Origin of the sequence: Nonomuraea sp. NPDC047529 (genome assembly GCF_040642995.1) — a bacterium.
In the GTDB taxonomy this organism is placed as follows: Bacteria; Actinomycetota; Actinomycetes; order Streptosporangiales; family Streptosporangiaceae; genus Nonomuraea.
In genome coordinates this window covers 22,163-45,446 of sequence record NZ_JBEYTJ010000026.1, presented here as the reverse complement: position 1 = coordinate 45,446, position 23,284 = coordinate 22,163, and the positions used below count along the sequence as shown (strand labels likewise).

The 23,284-nt window shown below is 72.8% G+C and carries 22 protein-coding genes; 12 read left to right on the top strand and 10 right to left on the bottom strand.

Going from position 1 to position 23,284, the window contains the following annotated elements:
• Positions 1-11 precede the first annotated feature (11 nt).
• Genes ABZ815_RS33405 through ABZ815_RS33395 form a run of 3 tightly spaced genes read right to left on the bottom strand, consistent with a single transcriptional unit; the run spans position 12 to position 2,711 of the window.
• Positions 12-599, bottom strand: coding sequence for an LUD domain-containing protein (locus ABZ815_RS33405; protein WP_357705062.1), 588 nt, complete (start codon positions 597-599; stop codon positions 12-14).
• Positions 586-1,983 (bottom strand): lactate utilization protein B, encoded by a 1,398-nt coding sequence (locus tag ABZ815_RS33400; RefSeq protein ID WP_357705060.1) that lies wholly within the window; start codon positions 1,981-1,983, stop codon positions 586-588. The genes ABZ815_RS33405 and ABZ815_RS33400 overlap by 14 nt, the downstream gene beginning before the upstream one ends.
• Positions 1,980-2,711: a (Fe-S)-binding protein gene (locus ABZ815_RS33395; RefSeq protein WP_357705058.1), complete on the bottom strand. Its 732-nt coding sequence runs from the start codon at positions 2,709-2,711 to the stop codon at positions 1,980-1,982. The genes ABZ815_RS33400 and ABZ815_RS33395 overlap by 4 nt, the downstream gene beginning before the upstream one ends.
• An 84-nt stretch (positions 2,712-2,795) precedes the next feature.
• Between ABZ815_RS33395 and ABZ815_RS33390 the strand changes: the two genes are divergently transcribed.
• On the top strand, positions 2,796-3,476 hold the full coding sequence (locus ABZ815_RS33390) for an FCD domain-containing protein (RefSeq protein WP_357705056.1): 681 nt from the start codon (positions 2,796-2,798) through the stop codon (positions 3,474-3,476).
• Here the strand turns inward: ABZ815_RS33390 and ABZ815_RS33385 are convergent.
• Positions 3,470-4,900: a sulfatase gene (locus ABZ815_RS33385; RefSeq protein WP_357705054.1), complete on the bottom strand. Its 1,431-nt coding sequence runs from the start codon at positions 4,898-4,900 to the stop codon at positions 3,470-3,472. The genes ABZ815_RS33390 and ABZ815_RS33385 overlap by 7 nt on opposite strands.
• A 74-nt stretch (positions 4,901-4,974) precedes the next feature.
• Here ABZ815_RS33385 and ABZ815_RS33380 point away from each other — a divergent pair, with 74 nt between their 5' ends.
• Positions 4,975-5,976, top strand: a complete 1,002-nt coding sequence (locus ABZ815_RS33380) for an LLM class F420-dependent oxidoreductase (protein WP_357705051.1) — start codon at positions 4,975-4,977, stop codon at positions 5,974-5,976.
• Between the two features lie 30 nt (positions 5,977-6,006).
• On the opposite strand, the gene ABZ815_RS33375 is transcribed toward ABZ815_RS33380, so the two are convergent.
• Together ABZ815_RS33375 and ABZ815_RS33370 are read right to left on the bottom strand one after the other, a co-directional pair.
• Positions 6,007-7,947 (bottom strand): FtsX-like permease family protein, encoded by a 1,941-nt coding sequence (locus ABZ815_RS33375; RefSeq protein WP_357705049.1) that lies wholly within the window; start codon positions 7,945-7,947, stop codon positions 6,007-6,009.
• The gene (locus ABZ815_RS33370) at positions 7,944-8,621 is read right to left on the bottom strand and encodes an ABC transporter ATP-binding protein (protein WP_357705046.1); all 678 of its coding nucleotides are present in this window, start codon (positions 8,619-8,621) and stop codon (positions 7,944-7,946) included. The genes ABZ815_RS33375 and ABZ815_RS33370 overlap by 4 nt, the downstream gene beginning before the upstream one ends.
• Before the next feature lie 91 nt (positions 8,622-8,712).
• On the opposite strand from ABZ815_RS33370, the gene ABZ815_RS33365 reads away from it, so the two are divergent.
• Both ABZ815_RS33365 and ABZ815_RS33360 read left to right on the top strand, forming a co-directional pair.
• On the top strand, positions 8,713-9,360 hold the full coding sequence (locus ABZ815_RS33365; RefSeq protein WP_357705044.1) for a response regulator transcription factor: 648 nt from the start codon (positions 8,713-8,715) through the stop codon (positions 9,358-9,360).
• A gap of 46 nt (positions 9,361-9,406) precedes the next feature.
• Positions 9,407-10,147, top strand: coding sequence for a DUF4328 domain-containing protein (locus tag ABZ815_RS33360; protein WP_357705042.1), 741 nt, complete (start codon positions 9,407-9,409; stop codon positions 10,145-10,147).
• 43 nt (positions 10,148-10,190) lie between these two features.
• On the opposite strand, the gene dnaE is transcribed toward ABZ815_RS33360, so the two are convergent.
• From dnaE to ABZ815_RS33345, 3 genes are all read right to left on the bottom strand, one after another.
• A complete protein-coding gene (dnaE, locus tag ABZ815_RS33355; RefSeq protein ID WP_357705040.1) occupies positions 10,191-13,832 on the bottom strand; it encodes a DNA polymerase III subunit alpha in 3,642 nt (1,213 codons plus the stop codon).
• Positions 13,832-14,098, bottom strand: a complete 267-nt coding sequence (locus ABZ815_RS33350) for a DUF6504 family protein (protein ID WP_357705037.1) — start codon at positions 14,096-14,098, stop codon at positions 13,832-13,834. Before ABZ815_RS33350 ends, dnaE begins: the two co-directional genes overlap by 1 nt.
• Positions 14,099-14,179: 81 nt before the next feature.
• The gene (locus tag ABZ815_RS33345) at positions 14,180-14,938 is read right to left on the bottom strand and encodes a GntR family transcriptional regulator (RefSeq protein WP_357705034.1); all 759 of its coding nucleotides are present in this window, start codon (positions 14,936-14,938) and stop codon (positions 14,180-14,182) included.
• A 112-nt stretch (positions 14,939-15,050) separates the two neighbouring features.
• On the opposite strand from ABZ815_RS33345, the gene ABZ815_RS33340 reads away from it, so the two are divergent.
• Genes ABZ815_RS33340 through ABZ815_RS33305 form a run of 8 tightly spaced genes read left to right on the top strand, consistent with a single transcriptional unit; the run spans position 15,051 to position 22,486 of the window.
• The gene (locus tag ABZ815_RS33340; protein ID WP_357705032.1) at positions 15,051-16,205 is read left to right on the top strand and encodes an ABC transporter substrate-binding protein; all 1,155 of its coding nucleotides are present in this window, start codon (positions 15,051-15,053) and stop codon (positions 16,203-16,205) included.
• Positions 16,202-17,026, top strand: coding sequence for an ABC transporter permease subunit (locus ABZ815_RS33335; RefSeq protein ID WP_357705030.1), 825 nt, complete (start codon positions 16,202-16,204; stop codon positions 17,024-17,026). Before ABZ815_RS33340 ends, ABZ815_RS33335 begins: the two co-directional genes overlap by 4 nt.
• Positions 17,014-17,868 carry an ABC transporter permease subunit gene (locus tag ABZ815_RS33330; RefSeq protein WP_357705028.1) on the top strand — a complete coding sequence of 285 codons (855 nt, stop codon included), beginning with the start codon at positions 17,014-17,016 and terminating at the stop codon, positions 17,866-17,868. Before ABZ815_RS33335 ends, ABZ815_RS33330 begins: the two co-directional genes overlap by 13 nt.
• Positions 17,865-18,935, top strand: coding sequence for an ABC transporter ATP-binding protein (locus ABZ815_RS33325; RefSeq protein WP_357705026.1), 1,071 nt, complete (start codon positions 17,865-17,867; stop codon positions 18,933-18,935). Before ABZ815_RS33330 ends, ABZ815_RS33325 begins: the two co-directional genes overlap by 4 nt.
• The gene (locus ABZ815_RS33320; protein ID WP_357705024.1) at positions 18,928-19,623 is read left to right on the top strand and encodes an HAD family phosphatase; all 696 of its coding nucleotides are present in this window, start codon (positions 18,928-18,930) and stop codon (positions 19,621-19,623) included. The genes ABZ815_RS33325 and ABZ815_RS33320 overlap by 8 nt, the downstream gene beginning before the upstream one ends.
• Before the next feature lie 54 nt (positions 19,624-19,677).
• Complete coding sequence (locus ABZ815_RS33315; protein WP_357705021.1) at positions 19,678-20,622, top strand: hypothetical protein; 945 nt, start codon at positions 19,678-19,680, stop codon at positions 20,620-20,622.
• A 25-nt stretch (positions 20,623-20,647) separates the two neighbouring features.
• Positions 20,648-22,312, top strand: a complete 1,665-nt coding sequence (locus ABZ815_RS33310; protein ID WP_357705020.1) for a serine/threonine-protein kinase — start codon at positions 20,648-20,650, stop codon at positions 22,310-22,312.
• Positions 22,313-22,336: 24 nt separating this feature from the next.
• Positions 22,337-22,486, top strand: coding sequence for a hypothetical protein (locus tag ABZ815_RS33305; RefSeq protein WP_357705018.1), 150 nt, complete (start codon positions 22,337-22,339; stop codon positions 22,484-22,486).
• A 141-nt stretch (positions 22,487-22,627) separates the two neighbouring features.
• Here ABZ815_RS33305 and ABZ815_RS33300 read toward each other — a convergent pair whose 3' ends face one another.
• Positions 22,628-23,215 (bottom strand): TetR/AcrR family transcriptional regulator, encoded by a 588-nt coding sequence (locus ABZ815_RS33300; RefSeq protein WP_357705015.1) that lies wholly within the window; start codon positions 23,213-23,215, stop codon positions 22,628-22,630.
• Positions 23,216-23,284: the final 69 nt, after the last annotated feature.

The following is a 23,284-nucleotide window of genomic DNA, read 5'->3' as shown; positions in this document are numbered from 1 at the left end:
AGGGCGGCCGCTCAGGTGCTGATGATCACTTCGAGCGTCCTGGGGCCGTGCACGCCCTCGACGCGGTTCAGCTCGATGTCGCTGGTCGCCGACGGGCCGCTGATCCAGGTGAGCGGGCGGGCCGGGTCGAGCCTGGCCACCGCCTCGGGCACGCCCGCCACGATCTGATCGGCGCGCACCACGCACACGTGGTGGTCGGGGACCAGCGTCTGCGCCCTGGCGCCCTGGCCCGGCCCGTGGTCGAGGACGATGGTCCCGGTCTCGGCGACGGCCACCGCGCAGGCGGTGAACACCCCGTCGGCGGCGTCCAGCGCGTCCCAGCGCCGGTCGGTCCCGGCCTCCGGGCTGCTCGGCGCCGCCCAGGCGAAGCCGTCCGGGACGATCATCCGGCGGCCCTCGGCCAGCTCGGCCAGCTTGCCGGGCACCTCCTCGTCGGGGAGCACGTGCACGACGGCCCGGTAGTCGCGCACCCGCTCGGCGAACAGGCCCACCACGTCGTCCACCTGCGGGCGGGTCCGGTAGTGCCGGGCGACCTCCACCTCGGGCGCGCCCGCGACCGCCTTCCTGACCTTGGCCAGGATCTCCTCACGCGCGCCCATCGTCACGCTCCCACCAGTCTCTAAAGGATTCTTCAGGGATGTCCGGCACGTCCCGGGTGTCGGTCCAGGCCGACAGCGGGCCGGGGAGCCGCCGTCTGGGAACCAGCCGGCGCAGCCGGCCGGCCAGCCGCTGCGCCCTGGCCAGCCGCGCCTGGTCGCCCAGCACCCAGCCGGCGACCTTCATGCCCGCGCGCTCGGCCGCCGCGTGCGGCGCCTTGGCCCGCAGGTCCACCAGCACCTCCGGGATGTCGATGGCCACCGGGCAGACCTCCAGGCAGGCCCCGCACAGGCTGGAGGCGAACGGCAGCGAGGCGTCCAGGTCCGAGGACATGCCCCTGAGCTGCGGGGTGAGGATGGCCCCGATCGGCCCGGGATAGACCGAGCCGTACGCGTGGCCGCCCGCGCGTTCGTAGACCGGGCAGACGTTCAGGCAGGCCGAGCAGCGGATGCAGCGCAGCGCCTGGCGGCCGACCTCGTCGGCGAGCACGTCGGTGCGGCCGTTGTCGAGCAGCACCAGGTGGAAGTCCTGGCCCTCGGTGGCACCGGTCCACGTGCTGGTGTACGGATTCATCCGCTCACCTGTGGAGCTGCGCGGAAGAAGCTGGAGGAAGACCTCCAGATCCTGCCAGGACGGCAGGAGCTTCTCGATGCCGACGACGCTGATGAGCGTCTCGGGGAGGGTCAGGCACATGCGGCCGTTGCCCTCCGACTCCAGCACGACCAGCGTGCCGGTTTCGGCGATCATGAAGTTGGCGCCGGAGACGGCGACCTTGCTCTTGAGGAAGCGTTCGCGCAGGTGGAGCCGGGCGGCCTCGGCCAGGGCGGGCGGCTCGTCGGTGAGGCCGGGGGGCGCGCCGGGCATGTGGTCGAGGAAGATCTCGCGGATCTCCGACCTGTTGCGGTGGATCGCGGGGACCAGGATGTGGCTGGGGAAGTCGTCCCCGAGCTGCACGATCAGCTCGGCCAGGTCCGTCTCGTACGCGGTGATCCCGCGCCGGGCCAGCGCCTCGTTGAGCCCGATCTCCTGGGTGGCCATCGACTTGACCTTGACCACCTCGGTCTCGCCGGTGGCCGCGACAAGGTCGCCGACGATGCGGTTGGCCTCGTCGGCGTCCCTGGCCCAGTGGACGGTGCCGCCCGCCCGCCGGACGGCCTCCTCAAGCTGGAGCAGGTAGCGGTCGAGGTGGCGGAGGGTGTGGTCCTTGACGGCCTTGCCGGCGGCGCGCAGCTCGGCCCAGTCGGGCAGCTCGCCGACGACGGCGGCGCGCTTGCCGCGAATGGTGTGAGTGGCTTTCCGGAGGTTGAACCGGAGTTGCGAGTCCTCCACGGCTTTCGCCGCATTTTTCGGGAAATTTCCGGGCATGCCGAGGAATGTTGCGCTCATGGGGTCTCTTCCGTGGCTGCGAGGATTTCCGCCAGGTGCATCGTCCTGACTCCCGTCTTCTGGCGGCTCAGGGTGCCGCCGATGTGCATCAGGCACGAGTTGTCGGCCGCGCAGATCACCTCGGCGCCCGTGTCGAGGATGCCGCGCACCTTGTCGGCCCCCATGGCGGCCGACACCGCCGGGTTCTTGACCGCGAACGTGCCGCCGAAGCCGCAGCACTCCTCCGCGCCGGGCAGCGGCACGAGCTCCAGGCCCCGGACCTTCCGCAGGAGCCGGGTGGGCCGATCGCCGAGATGCAGCCCGCGCAGCGAATGGCACGTCGGGTGATATGTCACCCGGTGCGGGAAATATGCGCCAACGTCGTCGACTTTCAGGACGTCCAGCAGGAACTCGCTCAGCTCGTACACCTTGGGCACGACCTCGGCCACGGCCGCCGCGCCCCTGCTGCCCGGCCGCACCAGCTTCGGGTACTGCTCGCGCACCATGGCCGCGCACGACCCGGACGGCGCCACGACGGCGTCGTACCCGGCGAACACCTCGGTGAACTTCCTGGCCAGCCGCACGCCCTCCGCCCGGTAACCGGTGTTGACGTGCATCTGCCCGCAGCACGTCTGGGCGACGGGGAAGTCCACGTCGCAGCCCAGCCTGCGCAGCAGCGACACGACGGCCTTGCCGGTGCCCGGGAAGAGCGTGTCGTTCACGCAGGTGATGAACAGGGCGACTCGCACGACTCTCCCAATGAATGGTCTGACCACTGTATGGTCAGACCATACCCAACCACACTGTTCCGGGCCAGCACCGGGGAGGCATCGGTGAAACGCACACGGGCGTTCGAGGACGTGCTCGCCCAGATCGAACGGCGCATCGCCGAGGACGGCCTGACCGTGGGCGACCGGCTGCCGGGCGAACGCCGGCTGGCCGAGCAACTGGGCGTCGGCCGCTCGTCCGTACGCGAGGCGCTGCGCGTCCTGGAGACCCTGGGCGTGGTGTCCTCGCAGGTGGGACGGGGACCGGACGCGGGGGCCGTGCTGACCTCGCGGCCCGACACCGCGCTGACCGACCTGCTCCGGCTCAACCTGGGCCTGGCCACCCTGGAGCAGCGCGAGGTCGTGGACGCCCGGCTGATGATCGAACGCTGGTCGGCCGCGCACGCGGCGGCGACCCGGGCCGGCACCCCGGCGCTGGACGCCGCGATCGAGGGCATGGACCGGGCGGGCACGGCCGAGGAGTTCGTGGAGCACGACACGGCCTTCCACTGCGCGATCGCGGACGCCTCGGGCAACCGGCTCATCGCCGCCATCATGCGCTCACTCCGGGACGCGATGCGCAGGAACGCCATAGAGGCGGTCGAACGCCTCGGCGACCCGTCCGTCCTGCGCGCCGACCACGAGCGCATCCGCGCGGCCATCGCGGCCGGCGACCCGGACGAGGCCCAGCAGGCGGTCACCGACCACCTGGCGCACGCCTACCCCGCCCTGTTCCCCGGTCACTGACGCAGGTCGGCCTCCCGGCACCCGGCGCCCGAGCAGGCCCGCATCGCCTGGAGCCGGGTGTCGAGCCCGAGCAGCAGCGCCGGGTCGGCGGTGGCCGCGAGGTTGTCGAGCTGGTACGGGTCGGCGGTCAGGTCGTAGAGCTGCCGCTCCCCCGTGTCGTACCTGACGTAGGTGTAGCGGTCGGTGCGCAGCGCCTGGTAGGAGGGCACCGGCGTCTGGGCCGCCGACGACCGGTTGACCGGCCTGTTGAACTCGACCAGCACGTTCCTGCGCCACTGGGCGGGCGGGCTGCCGCGCAGCAGCGGCACCAGCGAGCGCCCCTCGGTGAACGACGGCACGGCGGCCCCGCCCAGCGCGGCGATCGTCGGCGCGATGTCGACGGTCGCGCCGAGCTGCCCGATCGTCGAGCCCGGCTTGATCCCCGGCCCGCGCACCACGAACGGGACCTTGATCGCCTCCTCGAACGGCGTCGTCTTGCCCTGGGTGAGCCGATGCGTGCCGAGATGGAAGCCGTTGTCGGAGGTGAAGACGATGTAGGTGTTGTCGAGCTTGCCGGACGCGCGCAGCGTCTCGACCACCGATCGGACCAGGTCGTCCACGCCGAGCATCGAGCGCAGCCTCCGGCGGTGGCGCTCGTCGACCCGGTCGATGTCCTCCTGGCTCAGCGGGGGCAGGGAGCGCAGCCACAGCGGCTCCTTGCTCACGTCGACCTGGTTGAACGACGGCGTGCGCGGCGCGCCGACCTCGGGGAGGTCGGCGACGTGCCGGACCGCCGGGTTGGCCGGGTTGTGCGGGCCGATGGGCGTCAGGTAGAGGAAGAACGGGTCGTCGGAGCCGGTGATGAAGTCGCTCGCCTTGGCCGCCAGCACGTCGGACAGGTAGTCCTGCTCCGACCAGCCGTAGTCGTACAGGTCGCCGTTCTCGTTGAGACGGTAGCCGTACTCCTCGTAGAGCTTGCGGACCGGGACGTCCCATTCGTCCCAGCCGGGCGGCACGTACGCGGCGTCGGCGGTCGCGCCGGGATAGTGGTTCAGGAACTTGCCCATCAGCGCGGTGCGGTAGCCGGCCTGCTGCATCCACGTGCCGATCGTGGAACGTTCCAGATCCAGCGAATGGAAGCGGTCGAACCCCCCTTCGGGGGCGGTGTTGGTCAGGACGCCATGGCTGTGGACGTACTGGGACCGCAGGATCGACGTGCGCGAAGGGCAGCACCAGGAGTTCGTCACGAAGAAGTGGTCGAAGGAGGCGCCCTTGGCGACCAGCTCCGAGGTGATGGTCGGAAAGTAGGGCAGCACGCCGCTCTCCAGGTCGTCGGCCATCACGAACACGATGTTCGGCCGCGCGGCGCTCACGGCCATCGTCGGCTCGGCCGCCGGCGACAGCAGGAGCAGCAGGCAGAAGAGACGACAGAGACTCTTGAGCACAATGTCTGATCTCCCCGGAGGATCACGCATTGACACTGCGGCGTCGGTAATGGAACTTTATTCCGGAGGTGCGTATGAAGCTCGGCCTGAATCTCGGCTACTGGCAGCGCGGCGCCGACGACGCCACGGAGACCGTCCTGGCCGCCGAACGCCTCGGCTACGACTCGGTGTGGACCGCCGAGGCATACGGCAGCGACGTGTTCACGCCCCTGGCCTGGTACGGCGCGCGTACGAGCCGGATCAAGCTGGGCACGTCGGTGGCGCAGATCTCGGCCCGCCCGCCGGTCACCACCGCGATGACCGCGATGACGCTCGACCACCTGACCGGCGGGCGGCTGCTGCTCGGCCTCGGCGCCTCCGGCCCGCAGGTGGTGGAGGGCTGGTACGGGCAGCCGTTCGCCAGACCCCTGGCCAGGACCCGCGAGTACGTCGAGATCATGCGCCGCGTGTGGCGCCGCGAGGAGCCCGTGACCAGCGACGGCGAGCACTACCCGCTCCCCCTGGCGGGCGGCCTGGGCAAGCCGCTCAAGCTCATCACCCACCCGCTGCGCCCCGAGATCCCCGTCTACCTCGGCGCGGAGGGCCCGAAGAACGTCGCCCTGGCGGCCGAGATCGCGCAGGGCTGGCTGCCGCTGTTCGCCTTCCCCGGCCGGATCGAGGAGATGTACGGCGACGCGCTGGCGGCCCGGAGCCCCGGCTTCGAGATCGCCGCCATGGTGATGGTCGTCATCTCCGACGACGTCAGGGCCGCCCTCGACGGCGTCAAGATGATGCTGACGCTCTACATCGGCGGCATGGGCGCCAAGCAGCGCAACTTCCACGCCGACATCATCGGCCGCATGGGCTTCGCCGAAGCCGCCGAGCACATCCAGGCCCTCTACCTGGCCGGCCGCAAGGACGAGGCGTTCCGGGCGATCCCGGACGAGCTGGCCGACGGCATCTCGCTCGTCGGCCCGCCCGGCCGGATCAGGGAACGGCTCGACCTGTGGCACAAGAGCCCGGTCACCAGCCTGCTGGTCATGGGACCGCGCGACGAGCAGTCGCTGCGCACGGTCCGCGACCTCGTGCTCGGCTGAGCGGCCGGTTCGGACACCCGGTCCGGGTGGTCAGTCCGGGCGCGGCGCCGGGTCGTCGGTCACCGAGCGCAGCAGCGGCCTGCTCAGCGCGCCCGCGCCGATCACGCCCCCGAAGCCCGCGGCTACGCAGACCAGCAGCGTGACCACCCCGGTCGTGCTGATCCCGCCGATCATGAACGGTATCGCGCAGAACGCGCCCACCAGGATCGCGCCGCCGCCCATCACGGCCATCGGGATCAGCGTCTCGGCCCGCCGGGCCCGGTCCAGGACCTCCAGGGGCGTGCCGGCCAGCCGCAGCAGCGCGTACGTCTGCCGCCGGTCCAGCACCGACGACGCCGCGGTGATCCCCGCACTGGCGATCGCCACGAGGAACGACACCGACAGCACCACGATCGTGCCTACGCGCACGTCGGCGAGGATCTGCAGGCCGAAGCGCTGGTCGTCGGCCTTCGTCGTCGGGGTGTGCCCCGGCACGAGATCGCTCAGCACGGTGCGCGCCCGGTCGACCACGACGTCGTCGGCGCCGCTGCCGAGCGCCGCGACCACGGTGTGCTTGGTGGTCTTCACCGTGGCCGTGATGCCCGCCCGGCCGAGCCGGTCGCGGGCCTGGTCGGCCACCTTCGACACCTCGCCCACCGGCGCCGCGACGCTGAGCTGGGCGGGCCCGGTGTCCCCGCCGAACGCGCCGGGGCTGAGCAGGCCGAGGAACCCGGCCACGAAGCCGGTCAGGGCCACGCCGCTGACGGTCCGCCAGGCCGAGCGCGGATCGTCCACGAGCCTGCGGGCCGCCAGCAGCCGCGCGGGCCGGCGCGCGGTCCCGGCCGCGACCTTGCCGATGAGGCCGACCACCCACGGGCCGGCCAGGTTCAGGCACAGGAACGCCAGTCCGAGCGCCACGGCCACGATCGCCACGCTGGTCCCCCTGGTGAGCAGCGGGAACGCGGCCAGCACCGCGAGCAGCGCGAGGACGCGGACGAACCGCATGCCGGGCGGCGTCTCCCGCTTGGCCACGCCCAGCGGGCTGACCACGACCCGGCGCAGCCCGACCACCGCCGACACCCCCACCAGCAGCGGCACCGCGACCAGCACGCCGGCCAGGATCAGCAGGTTCGGGAACAGGTCCGCGACGAACCAGGTGCCGCCCTGGATCGGGATGCGCGCCAGCAGCGGCACGGCCGCCCCGAACGCGACGGCCCCGGCCAGCGCCCCGGCGAAGGCCACCAGCACGGCCTCGGCCACCGTCATGCCGATCACCTGGCCCGGCGTGGCGCCGACCAGCCTGAGCGCGGCCAGCCGCTGGTCGCGCCGGGCGACCGTGAGCCTGGCCGCCGCGCCGCCGAACACCAGCAGCGGCACGACCATGAGCACGCTGGCGATCAGCGCCAGCACCTGGTACGCGGTGGCGTCCTCGCTGGGCGTGCCCGCCAGGGTCGCGACCTTGACCGGCGGCTTGCCGAGGATCCAGTCGTCGCTGCGCTCGGCGGTCATCGCGGGCGAGTCCGGGGCGTGGCCGACGACCGCGACCAGCTCCTCGGGCTGGACCAGCGCCTCCGGGCCCAGCACGCCCTTCGGCGCCGGGTAGCGCTTGGCGAGCTGGTCGGCGGGCAGCCGGGCGGCCAGCTCGGACAGGGCGGGCGACAGCCACACCTCGCCGGGCGCGGGGAAGTGCGGCATGCCGGGCGGGGCGGGCGCCCCCGGCTTGAGCGCGGCCAGGTCGACGACGGTGATCGCCTGGTCCCCCACGTAGTCGAAGCGGCTCGCCTCGACGGCGACCGCCGCGTCCTTCTGGGCCGCCGCCACCGGGTTGCGCCAGGCGCTGCGGTCGGCCCTGGCGTCGAAGGCGACGTTCGCGGCGACGGCGAACAGCAGCAGCGCCGTGGCCACCGCGACCGCGCCGAAGGTGAGCCAGGTGCCCAGCATGCCCCTGCGCCCGCCGCCCTTGAGCAGCCGCCAGGTCAGGTCGAAGTTCACGCGGTCACCCCGTGGGCGAGCAGGCGGCCGTCGCGGACCTCGACCGTGCGGTCGCACCAGGCGGCCACGTTGGGGTCGTGCGTGACGACGATCAGGCAGGCCCCGTTGTGCCTGGTCGCCTCGGTGAGCAGGCGCATCGTGTCCTGGCCGGTCTGCTGGTCGAGCGCGCCGGTGGGCTCGTCGGCGAAGACCACGGCGGGCTTGCTCACCAGCGCCCTGGCGATGGCCACGCGCTGGGCCTGGCCGCCGGACAGCTCGCCGGGCCGCCGGGCCTCCATCTGGTGCAGGCCGAGCAGCGGGAACCACTCGCGCGCCTGCTGTACGGCCTGGGCGCGCGGCACGCCGCCCAGCATGAGCGGGAGCGCCACGTTCTCCTCGGCGGGCAGCTCCGGCAGGAGCTGGCCGAACTGGAAGACGAAGCCGAAGCGGGTGCGCCGCAGGGCGCTGCGCTGGCGTTCGCCCATCGCGTCGATGCGCTGGCCCAGCAGGTGGACCTCGCCGTCGTCCGGCTTCATGATCCCGGCCAGGCAGTGGAGGAGGGTCGACTTGCCGGAACCGCTCGGGCCCATGATGGCCACGGCCTCGGCCGCCCGTACCGTGATGTCCACGCCGCCCAGGGCGACCGTCTGCCCGAACCGCTTGGCCAGGGCTCGTCCAACAAGCACGTCGTTCATGGGCTCCAGCCTTCCGGGACAGGGGGTGCCGGCGGATCGGCCGTGCGTCCATTTCGGCCTCGGCCGAACGGCTGATCCTTAGAGTTGAGCCGTGACTATTCGGGTTCTCATCGCCGACGACCAGCAGCTGGTACGCACCGGCTTTCAAATGATCTTGGACGCTCAACCGGACATGGAGGTCGTGGCCGCCGTGGCCGACGGCGCCGAGGCCGTGGCCGAGGCCAGGCGGCTGCGGCCGGACGTGTGCCTGCTCGACATCAGGATGCCCAAGCTCGACGGGCTGGAGGTGACCCGCGTGCTGTCCGGGCCGGGCGTGGAGAACCCGATGCGGGTGGTCATCGTCACCACCTTCGACCTCGACGAGTACGTCTACGGCGCGCTGCGCGCCGGGGCCACCGGCTTCCTGCTCAAGGACAGCGGCCCCACGCTGCTCATCGAGGCGGTCAGGGCGGCCGCCGGCGGGGACGCGCTGGTGTCGCCGTCGGTCACCGTACGGCTGCTGCAGCACCTGACCCAGCCCAGGCGGGCGGCCGAGCCGCCGAACGGCGCGCTGACCGACCGCGAGCTGGACGTCGTGCGCCTGGTGGCCAGGGGACGCACCAACCAGGAGGTGGCCGCCGAGCTGTTCGTGTCGCTGTCGACGGTGAAAACGCACCTCGGCAGCATCCAGGCCAAACTCGGTGTCCGCAATCGAGTGGGAATCGCAGCTTGGGCGTGGGAATCCGGCGTGGTGAGCTGATTAACAGCGGTGCTCACGGGATACAAGTGAGTCAGAACCTCAGCGCATGGCCCGGGGGGAGAACATCGTGCGCTACGCCCAGGCACCGCCAACCAAAGCAGCTTCCGCCGTCTACGTGACGCTCACCGCGCAGGTCCTCTCCCTGGGCGCCCTCGTGGTCTTCGAGCGGTCCAGCGGCCGTCATCTCGCCGTCCAGCTCGCCGCGTTCGGCGGCCGTCCCCACGGGGCGCAGGCCGAGGCGGTCGTGGGGGCGGTGACGATGTTCGCGGTGCTGATGATGCTGGTCGCGGGCACCTCCGTCGCCGCCGCGGCCGCCTACGTGACCTGGCTGGTGCGCGCCCGCCAGGTCAAGGACCGTTCCAGCCCCACCGGGCCGGTCGCGGCCGCCTGGCTGATCCCCGTCGTCAACCTGGTCGCGCCCGCGCTGCTGGTCGACGACGTGTGGCAGCGGGCCAAGCCGCCGGCCGGGCGGCGCGGGCGGTGGCTCGCGCTGCTGACGGCGTGGTGGCTGAGCTGGCTGGCCATGCTGACGCTGATCACGGTCCGCCTGCCGCTGGAGTCCTCCTCCGACGGGCTGACCGGGGTGGGGTTGCTGGAGCTGGCCGGCGCGGTGACGGCGGCCCTGCTGTGCGCCGCCACCGTCCGCGAGGTCACCCGCGTCCAGCGGCTCGACGTGGCCGGACGGCTGCGCGAGGCGGTCGCCGAGGCGGCGCCCGGCCCCGAGGTCGTGACCCGCCTGACCACCCGGCCCGCCCAGGGCTCGACCCCGTTCGGCCACACCGGCTAGCCGTGGCGGCCACGCGGGCTCTGTCGGGTCAGAAGCTGCCGGGTCAGGCCGCCGTCGGGCCCGAGCTGCCTGGGCTGGCGTGCCAGAGCTGCCGGGGCGGGGCGGCGATGGCGGGGCCGAGGTCGGAGTAGGGCGAGAGCCGGAAGCCGTTGGCGTACTCGATCTTCCGTCCGCCGACGCCCTGCGACTGCTCCGGGGCCTGGTCGAGCAGGGCGCGGACCGCCTCGACGCCCTCCGCGCGCCACAGCGCGTCCAGGTCGGTCAGGTTCCAGCAGTCCACGGCGCGCATGGAGACCGCGCGGGCCCCCGTACGGCGGACCACTCCCCTGGCGAGCATGAGCCACGAGCCGAACACCGTCGCCGCGCACCTGCCCTGCACCGACTCGAAGAACGTCAGGTCGATCGGGCCCGTCGAGTCGTCGAGGGTGGTGAAGATGACCCGCTGCCCCGAGCGCACGGCGGGCGTCTGGGTGGCCACCTTCACCCCGGCGACCAGCACCTCCGCGCCGTTGCGCTGGGCGAGCAGGTCCTTGGAGCGCACGACCCCGAGCGCGTCGAGCAGCTCGTCGTGGAAGCTGATGACGTGCCGGCTGACGTCGATGCCCAGGATCTCCAGCTCGGCCTCGACCATCTCCGTCTCCGTCATCTCAGGCAGCTCGCCGGGCGGCAGGTGCTCGCCGAAGCCGAGCGGGAGCTGCGTGGACGGCTGCTCGGCCCGGGGGCGGGGCGCCGCCGCGGTGTAGCGCCTGGACCGGGGCGCGGCCGAGCGCACGCCGATCGACGACGCCCGTTCCAGCGCGCCCACCTGGGCGATCAGGTCACGCCGGGTCAGCTCTCCCGGACGCCAGCGGGGACCGCCCGGGCGCAGGCCGTGCAGCGCGTCGAGGCCGCCGACCTGGACGATGCGCTCGATGGTCGGACGCGAGGGCCGGGCCCGGTCCCAGAAGTCGGCCAGCGACGTGTACGGCTGCCCCGCCACCATGCGTTCGACCTCCGCCTCGCTCACCCCCTTGATCGCCGAGAACGGCACCCGCAGCGCGTAACCGCGGCCGATCTCCCCGATCCGGAACTCCTGCCGCACCGGACGCCGCTCCTCCCCCAGCTCCGACGGGCTCACCCGCAGCCGCAGCGGCGGACGCGGGCCGAGCCGCTCCACCCGCCAGTCCTTGCCGGACCCGTTGACGTCGAGCGGCAGGATCTCGACCCCGCACTGCCGGGCCTCGTCGATGATGACGCGCGACGGGTACATGCCGGGCTCGTGGGTGAGCACCCCGGCGAAGAACGCCGCCGCGTGGTGCCGCTTGAGCCAGGCCGACTGGTAGGTGGGCAGCGCGAACGCCGCCGCGTGCGCCTTGCAGAACCCGAACGCGCCGAACGCGTCGAGCACCTTCCAGGCCCGCTCCACCGCCGCGTCGCCGAACCCGTTGGCCCTGGCCAGCGGCACGAACGCCTTGCGCACCCGCTCCCGGCCCGCCGGCGTGTCCAGGGTGCGCCGCAACGTCTCGGCGAAGGACAGGTCGCGTCCCGTCATGACCGAGATGACCTTCAGCACCTGCTCGTGGAAGACGACCACGCCGTGCGTCTCCTTCAGCGCCTCGCGCAGCCGCTCGTGCGGGTAGTACGGCCGCCGCCACCCGTGCCTGGCCTCCAGGTACGGGGTGACCATGTCGGAGTTGACCGGCCCCGGCCGGAACAGGGAGATGTCCACGATCAGGTCGTGCATCCGGCGCGGCTCCAGCTTGGCCACCAGCTCGCGCTGGCCCGGCGACTCGATCTGGAAGCAGCCGAGCGTGCGGCTGGCGCAGATCATGTCGTAGGTCTCCTGGTCGTCGTGCGGGACGTACTCGACGCCGGGGTCGTCGCCGGTCTGCTCGTCCAGCCTGACCTCGATGTCGTCCACGCGTTTGACCTCGCTCAGCGCGTACGCCATGGCCGACTGCATGCGCACGCCCAGGACGTCCAGCTTGAGCAGGCCGGCCTCCTCCACGTCGTCCTTGTCGAACTGGGACATCGGGAACTCCAGCAGGCTGCGTTCCACCGGCGTCCTGTCGCGCAGGCCCGAGTTGCCGACCAGCACGCCGCACGGGTGCAGCGCGATGTGCCTGGGCAGCCCGTCGAGCCTCTCGGCCAGCCGGAACACCCGGTCGAGCCCGGCCTCGCCGAGCCGGCTCTCGCGCAGCTCGGGCAGGTCGGCCAGGGACGCGGTGATCTGCCTGGCCCTGATGTGCGGGAACGCCTTGGCGATGGCGTCGATCTCGTGCGGGGGCAGGCCCATCGCGCCGGCGACGTCCCTGATGGCGCTGCGCGCCCGGTAGGTCTCCATCATGGACACGCAGGCCACGCGGGCCTCGCCGTAGCGTTCGAAGACGGCCTTGTAGCAGTCGAGCCGGCGGGCCGACTCCACGTCCACGTCGATGTCGGGCAGGCCGACGCGTCCTTCCGACAGGAAGCGCTCCATGAGCAGGCCGTGTTCGAGCGGGTTCACCTCGCCGATGCCGATGAGGTAGTTGACCAGGCTGCCGGCGCCCGAGCCGCGGATGGCGCAGCGGATGTCCATGCCGCGGATCATGTCGGTGATGCCGGCCACGGCGATGAAGTACCCGGACAGGCGCTTGCGCTCGATGACGTCCAGCTCGGCCCGCAGGCGTTCCCTGGCCTGCGGCGAGCGGTCGAGGCCGCGCCTGACCAGGCCGTCCTCGACGCGGTTGCGCAGCAGCGGCACCGGGTCGCGGCCGATCTCGGGCAGGTTGAGGTCGGGCGGGTCGTTCCTGAGCGCGAGCAGCCGCAGCGGGTCCATCGAGCACGCCTCGGCCAGGCGCCTGGTGGTGAACAGCAGCCGGGCCACCCGTTCCCGGTCGGCGCCGCAGACCTTGGCCGCCACCTGCCACATCTCCTTGGTGCTCTTGAGGTAGGCGTGCGAGGTGGTGCGTTCCAGGTGCCGCGGGTGCAGCGGGACGAGCTGGCGGGCCGCGTCGAGCACGTCCCCGACCTGGTGGTCGGCCGGGTCGAGGTAGCGGGCGGCGTTGGTCAGCACGGCCGGCACGCCGGCGGACTCGGCCAGGCCGAGCATGCGGACGGCCGTGGTGGCGTCGCGGAAGCCGTACTGGTCGACCAGTTCGATCACCACGCCGGGGACGGCGGCGCGCCACAGGCCGAGCAGCGTCCTGGCGTGCTCGTCGCGGCGTTCGGCGATCGCGCGGCCGACGTCGGAGCGCGGCCCGAGCAGCACCACGAGCCCGTCCTCGGCACCGAACCCGTGGTCGCCGCCCTGCGGCCCGGCCCAGGCGCCGAGCAGCTCGCGGGTCACCTTGGGCGCGCCGCGCTCCCCGGCGGCGTGCGCGGCGGTGACCAGGCGGCACAGCCGTGACCAGCCGCCGGCGCGGGCCAGCACGGTGACCCGGTCCTCGGCGCCGGGACCGGTCCTCGGCCGCGGCGGTCGGAGGCCGGGCGCCGGGGTGGAGGCCGGGACGTCGAGCGCCAGGTTCACGCCGACCACGGGGGCGATCCCGGCGTCCGCGCACGCCTGGACGTGCTTGACCGCGCCGTAGAGCCCGTCGCGGTCGGTCAGCGCGAGGATGTCCATGCCGTGCTCGGACGCCCGGTCCACCAGGGCGCGCGGGAAGGCGGTGCCGTACCGCATGGAGTACGCCGAGGCCACGTGGAGGTGCGGGAACGGGGGCGCCATCAGTCCCACGCCCGCAGCAGCAGCCAGCCGTTCCCGGCGGTGTCGTAGCGCAGCTCGTACGAGCCGACCTCGCGCCCCGGGCTCGCCTCCACCCGCCAGAAGCGGCGCTCGCCGGGGTCGCCCTCGCCGGTCTTCCACCACTCGCGCGCCACGACCCAGTGGTCGAGCACGTTGCGGACGAGGTAGAGCCGGTCGCGCCAGACGAATTGGGTCGGCTCGCCGTCTCTGGTCCACACCTCTATCGGATCGCCATAGAGTCTGCTCAAGACGCTTCTCCCCGCGGCTCTGGTTCGTTTGCTGAGCCACCCGGGGGAAGACGGGCGTGCTTATGTATCGAACATATGTTCTTACGGCCCGAAGCGCAAGTCACCCGCCCGTCTTGTCAGGGGGTTGGCGCCGATCGAGTTGCGGATGCTGAAGGTGACGCTGCCCGCCCGGTACCTGTCGTCGGAGGACTCCACCGGCCGGCCCTCGTGGGTGGTGGTGACGCGGCGCTGGCGCAGGAGCGGGCTGCCGCGCCGCACGCCCAGCAGCCGGGCGTCCTCGGCCCCGGCGGGCACGGCGTCGATGAGGTGCTCGCCGTAGGCGAAGATCAGGCCGATGGAGTCGTACAGGGCCTCGGTGACGGACGCGCAGTCGGCGGGGAGCGCCTCGACGGCGGGGGCCACCCAGCCGGCGTAGACGGTCCGCTCGACGAGGACGGGCTCACCCTCCAGCGAGCGCAGGCGCAGCACCTCCAGCACCTCGCCCACACCCTCGCCCGCGCCGAGCCTGGCGGACTCGGGCGCGGTGGCGGACCGGCGGCGCTGGGAGACCACCTGGCCGCCGATGCGGTAGCCGTTGGCCCTGGCCCACTGGGCGAAGCTGTGCAGCTCGGCGAAGCTCTGGCTGCGCGCGTTGCCGAGCACGATGCGCCTGGCGCCCTGCCGCGACCCCACCAGCCCCTCGGCGACCAGCACGGCCACCGCCTGCCGCACGGTCCCGCGCGCCGCACGGTGGCGGGTGGCCAGCTCGGCCTCGCTCGGGAGCTGGGAGCCGACCGGGTACGCGCCCGTGAGGATGTCATCACGCAGCTCAGCGGCTATCCGTTCATAGCGCGCAACCATTCGCGACCCTCTCCATTCATGAAAGAGCAATGTTTATGCGACTTACTGGTGCTCGCTTGTTTGTACAAGTTCCCTTAGGTTCTTTCCACACCCCCCGGAGAGTGGAGGCGACGTGTTCACACCTCGCGCCCGTACGGCCGGCGTCATCGCGGCCCTTACCGTTGTCACCGCGGCGTGTGGCGCCGCCCCGAGCAGCCAGCAGACCACCAAGACGGCCGAAGGCGGGGCGAACGCGGCGACCGCCGCCTCGGCCGCCGACTTCGGCGGCTTCGACAAGCTCGTCGAGGCCGCCAAGAAGGAGGGCAACCTCCACGTCATCGCGCTGCCGCCCGACTGGGCCAACTACGGCGAGATCATCAAGTCGTTCGAGGCCAAGTACGGCATCAAGATCGAGAGCGAGACGCCCGACGCGGCCAGCGCGGACGAGATCAACGCCGTCAAGACCCGCAAGGGCCAGGACCGCGCCCCCGACGTGCTCGACCTCGGCCAGTCGTTCGCCATCAGCGGCGCCAAGGAAGGGCTGTTCGCGCCGTACAAGGTGCAGGCGTTCGACAAGATCCCCGAGGGCCAGAAGGAGCCGACCGGGCTCTGGACCAACGACTACGGCGGCTACGTCTCGATCGGCTGCGACGCCAAGAAGATCGCCAACTGCCCGACCAGCTACGCCGACCTGCTCAAGCCCGAGTACAAGGGCAAGGTCGCGATGAACGGCAACCCGACCAAGTCCGGCTCGGCCTTCGCCGGCGTGTACGCCGCCGCGATCGCGAGCGGCGGCTCCTTCGACGACATCCAGCCCGGCATCGACTTCTTCAAGAAGCTCAAGGACGCCGGCAACTACAACCCGGTCGAGACGACCCCGGCGACCATCGAGAAGGGCGAGACCCAGATCAGCATCGACTGGGACTACAACAACGCCGCCTACGCCCCCCAGATGTCCGCCAAGGGCCTCGACTGGAAGGTGAACGTGCCGACCGACGGCAAGTACTTCCAGATGTACGCCCAGGCCGTCAACAAGGACGCCCCGCACCCGGCGGCGGCCAGGCTGTGGCAGGAGTACCTGTACAGCGCCGAGGGCCAGAACCTCTACCTCAAGGGCTTCGCCCGTCCGGTGCTGCTGCCGTCCATGACCTCCGACGGCACGGTGGACAAGGCGCTGGCCGAGAAGCTGCCCCAGGTCGAGGGCACGCCCGAGTTCCCCACGCCCGAGCAGGTCGACGCGGCCAAGGCCAAGCTGGCCAGCGGCTGGGACGCCGCGATCTCGGGATGACCCGCTCGCGTTCCAGGGGCTGGGCGGGAGCCCTGCCCCTGCTGGCCTTCTTCGCCCTCGTCTTCGGCGTCCCGGCGGTCGCGCTGGTGGCGGGGGCCTTCACCGCGCAGGGACGGCCGAGCCTGGCCAACCTCGCGCAGAGCCTCCAGGGCGGCTATCTCGTCGCCATGGCCGGGAGCGTCAAGCTGTCGGCCGTGGTGGCGCTGGCCGGGGCCGTCCTCGGCACGTTCCTCGCCTACGCCGTGGTGACCTCGCGCTTCACGCTGCTGCGCGAGGCCGTGCTGACCGCCTCGGGCGTGCTGGCCAACTTCGGCGGGGTGCCGCTGGCGTTCTTCTGGATCGCCACGCTGGGCAACTCGGGCGTGATCAGCGGCCTGGTGGGACTGCCGTCGGGGTCGCTGTACACGTTCTGGGGGCTGGCGATCGTCTACCTGTACTTCGCGATCCCGCTGATGGTGCTGGTCATGGCGCCCGCGCTGGACGGGCTGAAGCCCCAGTGGCGCGAGGCCGCGGCCAACAGCGGCGCGACCGCCTGGCACTACTGGCGCTTCGTCGCGCTGCCGGTGCTCGCGCCCGCGATGCTGGGCGGGGTGGTGCTGCTGTTCGGGTCGGCGTTCTCGGCGTACGCGACCGCCAACGCCATGGTGGGCACCGTCGTGCCGCTGGTCACCCTGAAGATCGCCAGCGCGCTGACCGGTGACGTGCTGGTCGGCTACGAGAACATCGCGCTGGCGCTCAGCCTCGACATGATCGTGGTGGCCGGCCTGGTGATGGCGATCTACCTGCCGCTGCAGAGGAGGAGCTCCCGATGGCTGCGCTGACCGGGCTGGAGCCCGTCGCCGCGGCGGCGGCGAAACCGCCCGCACGGCCCCGCTGGTGGCGCGGCCTGGTGTTCGCCCTGGCCGCGGCCTACTTCCTGATCCCGCTCGGTGCCTCGCTCTGGTACACGATCCACAACCCCGCCACCGGGGTGTCGTTCTCCGCCTACGGCGAGCTGCTGACGGCCGAGGGCTTCGCCCGCTCGCTGCTGATGTCGCTGTCGCTGGCCGCCGCGACGATCGTGCTGGTCCTGCTGCTGGCGCTGCCGGCGATGCTGGCCGTACGGCTGTTCGCGCCGCGGCTGCGGCCGGTGATGGAGGTGCTGTGCACGCTGCCGCTGGTGGTGCCGCCGATCACGTTCGTGGCCGGGCTGACGACCTCGCTGCGTGACGGGGCCGATCTGCTGGCGCCGACGCCGTTCTGGGGCACGCTGATCGCGATCCAGGACCCGGGGTTCCCCGTCGTGCTCGTGCTCGCGTACGTCGTGCTGGTGCTGCCGTTCGTCTACCGCTCGCTGGACGCCGGGCTGCGCACCATGGACGTGCGCACGCTGGTCGAGGCCGCGCGGAACCTGGGCGCGTCCTGGCCGCACGTGCTGCTGCGGGTCGTGGTGCCGAACCTGCGCTCGGCCCTGGCCAGCGCGTCGTTCCTGACGCTCGCGCTGGTGCTCGGCGAGTACACGGTGGCCAGCCTGCTCGGGTACGAGCCGTTCGCGGTGTGGATCGTGACCGTCTCCGGTTCCAAGGGGCAGCTCTCCGTCGCGGTCTCCATCCTCAGCCTGCTGCTCATCTGGGCGTTGCTGCTCGCCGTCTCCACCGTCTTCAGTGGAAGGAAGAAATCATGACCGCTCAGGTGGAGTTCCGCGGGCTGCGCCGGGTGTTCGGCAGGACGGTCGCGCTCGACGGGTTCGACCTGACCATCGCCCCCGGCGAGTTCGTGGCCCTGCTCGGGCCCTCGGGCTGCGGCAAGACGACGGCGCTGCGCTGCGTGGCCGGGTTCGAGCGGCCCGACTCCGGCGCGGTGCTGCTGGACGGCAAGGACATCACGAACGTGCCGGCCAACAAGCGCGACGCCGGGATGGTCTTCCAGTCGTACTCGCTCTTCCCCAACCTCAACGCCCGCGACAACGTGGCCTTCGGCCTGCGCGTACGCAAGGCGCCCGCGGCCGTCCGGCACGCCAGGGCCGCCGAACTGCTCGAACTCGTCGGGCTCCCCACGCACGCCGACCGCTTCCCGCACGAGCTGTCCGGTGGCCAGCAGCAGCGCGTCGCCCTGGCCCGCGCGCTCGCGCTCGAACCGCGCGTGCTGCTGCTGGACGAGCCGCTGTCGGCCCTCGACGCCAAGGTGCGCGTGACGCTGCGCGAGGAGATCCGCCGCCTGCAGCTCGACCTCGGCATCACCACCGTCTTCGTCACCCACGACCAGGAGGAGGCCCTGTCGATCGCCGACCGGGTCGCGGTGCTGCGCGAGGGGCGGCTGGAGCAGTGCGGGCCGCCCGCCGAGGTCTACGACCGTCCGGCCACGCCGTTCGTCGCCGAGTTCGTCGGGGCCATGAACCACCTGGCCGGGCGGCTCTCCGGCGACGGCGTGACCGTGTTCGGCCAGCTCCTTCCCGTGGACGGCCCGGTGCCCGCCGAGCCCGACGTGGACGTGCTGATCCGCCCCGAGGCCGTACGGGTCACGCCCGACCCCGACGGGCGGGCCGAGGTGCTGGCGGCGTCCTTCCGGGGGGCCTCGGTGCGGCTGCGGCTGTCGCTGGAGGGCGGCGAGGTGCTGGCCGACGTCCCGGGGCACGAGGCGGCCCGGCTGGGCGCTGGGGCCCGGGTCACGGTCCGGCTGGTGGAGCGGCCGGTGCTGGTGGCCGCCCGTACGGTCACGGCGCCCGCGCCGGTGTTGTCGGCCGATGCCTGAGGCGCTGCCCGACGCGGTCCAGGTTGATGCCGTCCCTGCCGACGCTGTCCTGTTCGACGCTGTCCCTGCCGACGCTGTCCTGTTCGACGCTGTCCTGTTCGACATGGACGGCACGCTGGTGGACACCGAGGGGCTCTGGTGGCAGGCCGTGGCGGCGGTGGCCCGGTCGCTGGGGCGCTCGCTGACGTCGGACGACGCGCCGCACGTGGCGGGCCGCACGGTGGGCGACACTGCCGCGTACCTGGTGGACGGGACCGGCGCCGGATCCTCTGGCGAGGTGGCGGAGGCGCTCACCGAGGCGTTCACCGAGCGTGTCAGGGAGGGGCTGACGGTCCTGCCGGGGGCGCCGGGGCTGCTGGCCGGGCTGGCCGCGGCCGCCGTGCCGACCGCTCTGGTGACCGCCTCCCCCCGGAGTATCGCGGAGCTGGTGCTGCCCCGGCTCGGGCACGCGTTCGACCTGGTGATCACCGACGGGGACACCGCCCGCGGCAAGCCGCACCCGGACCCGTACCTGGAGGCGGCCCGCAGGCTGCGGGTGGCCCCGGCGCGGTGCGTGGCCGTCGAGGACAGCCCGGCGGGCGTGGCCGCGGCCACGGCCGCCGGCTGCCGCGTGCTGGTGGTGGACCCCGCACACGGGCTGGCCCGGGTGCGGGCCGCGCTGCTCGGCGCTCCCCCGCACGGGGGATGAGCACGCCTCCCACAGGGGAGGGACGGGCCCGCGGCCGTCGGCAGGATGCCGTTCATGAGCATTGTCAGGACGCCCGTCGTGGCGCTCGCGCTGGTGGTCCTCTACGGCGGCCTGCGCGTCTACTGGGAGCTCGGCCACATGCCGGCGCGGATGTCGCCGATCGGTCCCGATCTGATCGTGTTCACCGGCTGGGCGGCGGTGGGCCTGTGCGCGGCGGCCGCGGCGGCGCTGGTGGTCATGATGACCGTGCGCCCGGACGGCCCGCTCGGGTGGGCGCCGCCGGCGCTGGCGTGGGCGGTGGGCGGCGCGCTCATCGTGTCGGGGGCGCTGCTGCTGCTCGACGTGGTGTCCGCGGTCGTCCCCGGGCTCGGCATCCCGTTCTCGTGGACGGGGGCGCTCAGCAAGGCGGCCTGCGTGGGCTCGGGGGTGCTGCTCTGGCGGTCGGCCGCGGCCTACCGGCGGCGGGCCGCGGCGACCTGCGAGGCGTGCGGGCGCGGGCCGCGTGCGGCCAGGGCGCTCGGCCGTACGCCGGGGTGGGCCTTCGCGGCGGCCTACGTGTCCGTGGCCGGTTGCCTGGCGCGGATCGCGACGCAGGCGGCCGTGGGGTTCGACGCCGTGCCGTACCGGGCCGGGGCGGTGGCGTTCGAGGTGGAGTTCCTGCTGGCCGGGACACTGCTGCCGCTGGCGCTCGTCCACCGGTTCGGGCGGGTGTGGCCGCGATGGGTGCCGTGGCTGGCCGGGCGTCCGGTGCCGCGCCGGCTGGTGCTGTGGCCGGGCGCGGGGGTGTCCGGCGGGCTGCTGGCCTACTTCGGGGTGGCGCTGGGGCAGATGGCCGCCGAACGGCTCGGCGGGGGCGTGCCGTTCTCCGGGGGCGACCTGCCCGAGGCGTTCTTCTGGGTGGCCGTGCCCGGGTACGTGGTGTGGGGCGCCGGGATGGCCGTGGCGGCCTGGTCGTACGCGCGGCGTACGCGTACCGCCTGCGAGATCTGCGGCGGATAGCCGTCAATCGGTAAGCTGACCCGCCGTGAGCGGTGATATATCCCAGATCGGGCGCTACCGGCTGCTGAGCGTGCTCGGGCGAGGCGGCATGGGCACCGTCCACCTCGCCGAGGACCCGGCCGGGCAGCAGGTCGCCATCAAGGTGATCAATCCGGAACTCAGCCAGCACGAGCAGTTCAGGATGCGCTTCCGCCGGGAGGCCGACGCCGCTCGCCGCGTACGCAGGTTCTGCACCGCCGCGGTGATCGAGGCCGCGCTCGACGGCGACCTGCTCTACGTCGTCACCGAGTACGTGCCCGGCCCCAACCTGGAGGAGGCCGTACGCCGGTCGGGGCCGCTGCGCGGGTCCAGCCTCGACGCCCTGGCCGTCGGCGTGGCCACCGCGCTCACCGCCATCCACGGCGCCGGGGTGGTCCACCGCGACCTCAAGCCGTCGAACGTGCTGCTGTCCCCCGTCGGGCCGCGCGTGATCGACTTCGGCATCGCGCGGGCGCTCGACACGCTGGGCGGCGTCACCGGCACCGGCGAGCTGGTCGGCACGCCCCGGTACATGGCGCCCGAGGTGCTGCGCGGCGAGCCGGTCTCGCCCGCCTGCGACGTGTTCTCGTGGGGCTGCCTGATCGCGTTCGCGGCGAGCGGACGGGCGCCGTTCGGCGGCGACACGCTGCCCGCCATCGTCTACCAGGTGCTCAACACCGAGCCCGGCCTTGACGACGTCGACCCCGGCCTGCGCGAGCTGGTCGGGGCCGCGCTGCGCAAGGACCCGGCCATGCGGCCCACCGCGCAGCAGCTCCTCGACCACCTCGTGGGCCGCTCGGCGGCGCCCGCGCAGGCGGCACACACCGTGCAGGTGGCCTGGCAGCAGGCCACCACGCCGTTCACCGAGGTCGCGCCCCCGGCCAACACGGCGGCCGGAACGGCGGCGAAGCGGCGCGGCAGGCTGCTCGGAATCGGCGCGGCCGCCGCGGCGGTGCTCGTGGCGGGCTCGGTGGCCGCCTGGGCGATGCTCACCCCGGGCGGGCCCCCCGACGACCTGGGCGTCCTGTACCGCGAGGACTTCACGCAGACCTCCGGCGGCTGGCTCGGCACGTACGACCCCACCACCACGGGCAGCAAGGGCTACCGCACGGACGGCACGTACGGGCTCGACGTGGCGGACGGCCGCGAGGAGCAGCGGGCCAAGGCCCCGATCCCCTTCCTCGTCGCCACCCCCACGACCACGCCCGATCCCTCGGCCACGCCCACGCCGATGTTGCCGTCGTCGGTGGTCGTCGGCGTCACCGCCGAGATCCGGGAGTCCGCGGGCAACGGCGAGTACGGCGTCTACTGCCACGACTCCGACGACGACGACACCTACTACGAGTTCGGCCTCGACCTCCAGGGGAACGCGCGGATCCGCCGCGTGTACGACGGCGCGGGCGGCACGCTGACCCAGCCCGCCAAGGTGGCCAAGCCGGAGGGACGCGTGCGCATCGTGGCCTCGTGCGAGCAGCGCGGCGCGGCGGTGCGGCTGACGATGTGGGTGAACGACAAGCGGGTGGCGCAGGCCGACGACCCCAACGGGCTCGGCAACGGGCACGTCGGGCTGTTCGCGCGTACGCCCAAGGACAGCGAGTCGTCGCTGAAGCTGACCTTCGACGACTTCGAGCTGCGGGGGCAGAAGGAACCCCAGGCGGGCCCGCGTTCATGACGGCCATCGGGGTAGGGGATGCGGATGGCGAAGCTCATGGACCGGGTGCGCGCGTACCTGCGCAGCCCTGAAGGCAGGCAGAACGTTGAGAAGGCCAAGCGCATGGCCCGCGACCCGCAGAACCAGGAGAAGGCCCGGCGCTTCCTGAACCGATTCCGCACCCGCCCACACTGACGGCCCTCTCGGTCCGCCGCCGCTGACCGGCCCCTCCGGCCTCAGCCACTGACGGGCCCTGCCGCCCGCCGCCGCCGACCGGACGCTGCCGGTCGCCGCCGCTGACCGGACGCTGCCGGTCGCCGGCCTGATCGGGGACGCTCAGAGGACCCCGGCGCGGGCGGCGGCCAGGGCGGCGTCGGCGGCGCGGTCGGCGTCCCGCTCGCTCACCGGCTCGTGCGCCACGAACAGCCGGTAGTAGACCGGGGCGACGGCCACCCTGATCACCTCCCGCACGTCGACGACGTCGGGCAGCTCGCCACGGGCGATCGCCCGCCGGACCACCTCGGCCGACTGGTCGTGCCGCGCGGCGAAGAACTCGTGCAGGGCCCGCGCCGCCTGCGGGTCCTGGACGGCCGCCGCCACGAACGCCGACGACACCGGCCCCATCTCCGGGTCGGCGAACCCGCTGCGGACGAGCTGGACGACCCCCCGCAGGTCGCCCTCGACGCTGCCGGTGTCGGGGATCGGCCACGGCTCGTCCTTGGCCAGCTCCAAGGCGTCGGAGATCAGGCCCTCCACGCTGCCCCACCGCCGGTAGACGGTGGTCTTGTGCACGCCCGACCGCTCGGCCACGTTCTCGACCGTCAGGCCGCGGAACCCGTGGGCGGCCAGCTCGGCCAGGGTCGCCTGGCGCACGGCGTCGCGCACCCGCGCGCTGCGCCCTCCCGGACGCCTGCTCGTCTCCAAAAACTACTCCAGTTGCTTTTACGGCTCGACCTGTGCCAAACTAAAGCTACAACAGTTGCGATTGGAGTT